The following is a 1130-nucleotide window of genomic DNA, read 5'->3' on the forward strand; positions in this document are numbered from 1 at the left end:
ACGAAGCTTGCGCTTCATTCGTTTTTGTATTCCGTAGAATACGATTTTTGCCTCATCGTTCAGTTTTCAAAGTCCAATGTACTTCGTATGAAAATAATGGTCGGGAAGACAGGATTCGAACCTGCGACCCCTTGGTCCCAAACCAAGTGCTCTACCAAGCTGAGCTACTTCCCGAAAAGTGCACCCTGAGAGATTCGAACTCCCGACCCCTTGATTCGTAGTCAAGTACTCTATCCAGCTGAGCTAAGGGTGCATCATATGGTGCGGTCGAGAGGACTTGAACCTCCACGATGTTGCCACCACTAGGCCCTCAACCTAGCGCGTCTACCGATTCCGCCACGACCGCATAATGCTATTCAAATATAAATGGAGCGGAAGACGGGATTCGAACCCGCGACCCCGACCTTGGCAAGGTCGTATTCTACCACTGAACTACTTCCGCATATAAATGGTACGGGTGAAGGGACTTGAACCCCCACGTCAAAGACACTAGATCCTAAATCTAGCGCGTCTACCAATTCCGCCACACCCGCATAAAAATGGTGTGTCATGCAGGATTCGAACCTGCGACCCTCTGATTAAAAGTCAGATGCTCTACCAACTGAGCTAATGACACATAAATGATATGAAGTTAAAAAATGGGGCGACTGATGGGAATTGAACCCACGAATGCCGGAATCACAATCCGGTGCGTTAACCACTTCGCCACAATCGCCACAATAAAAAATGGTGCCGGCAACAGGAGTCGAACCCGCGACCTACTGATTACAAGTCAGTTGCTCTACCAGCTGAGCTACACCGGCAAAAGAAATGGTGGCTTTGGACGGAATCGAACCGCCGACACAAGGATTTTCAGTCCTTTGCTCTACCAACTGAGCTACAAAGCCGATATTAAAATGGCGGTCCTGACGGGATTCGAACCCGCGATCTCCTGCGTGACAGGCAGGCATGTTAACCGCTACACCACAGGACCGTTTAAGTATAAGGTGACGACTTCTATAATGATAAAACATCTATGTAAGTCTGTCAATTGTTTTATTAAAAAAACAAAAGCCTGGCAACGTCCTATCCTCACAGGGGGAAGCCCCCAACTACTTTCGGCGTTCAAGTGCTTAACTTCCGTGTTCGGC

At 48.3% G+C, this 1130-nt stretch carries 10 tRNA genes; all 10 read right to left on the bottom strand.

The features are described from left to right. Positions 1-97: 97 nt before the first annotated feature. Positions 98-174: transfer RNA gene (locus tag ITJ88_RS15885), tRNA-Pro, on the bottom strand. A 5-nt stretch (positions 175-179) separates the two neighbouring features. After that, positions 180-253: transfer RNA gene (locus tag ITJ88_RS15890), tRNA-Arg, on the bottom strand. Between the two features lie 6 nt (positions 254-259). Next, a tRNA-Leu gene (locus ITJ88_RS15895) sits at positions 260-346 on the bottom strand. 21 nt (positions 347-367) lie between these two features. Beyond that, positions 368-442, bottom strand: a tRNA-Gly gene (locus ITJ88_RS15900). Between the two features lie 7 nt (positions 443-449). Beyond that, a tRNA-Leu gene (locus tag ITJ88_RS15905) sits at positions 450-533 on the bottom strand. Between the two features lie 7 nt (positions 534-540). Beyond that, positions 541-616, bottom strand: a tRNA-Lys gene (locus ITJ88_RS15910). Positions 617-639: 23 nt separating this feature from the next. Next, a tRNA-His gene (locus ITJ88_RS15915) sits at positions 640-715 on the bottom strand. Between the two features lie 12 nt (positions 716-727). Beyond that, a tRNA-Thr gene (locus ITJ88_RS15920) sits at positions 728-803 on the bottom strand. Between the two features lie 8 nt (positions 804-811). Further along, positions 812-887: transfer RNA gene (locus ITJ88_RS15925), tRNA-Phe, on the bottom strand. Positions 888-897: 10 nt separating this feature from the next. Continuing rightward, positions 898-973, bottom strand: a tRNA-Asp gene (locus ITJ88_RS15930). Between the last annotated feature and the right edge of the window lie 157 nt (positions 974-1130).

This window comes from Exiguobacterium abrahamii (genome assembly GCF_015645365.1).
Classification (GTDB): Bacteria; Bacillota; Bacilli; order Exiguobacteriales; family Exiguobacteriaceae; genus Exiguobacterium_A; species Exiguobacterium_A abrahamii.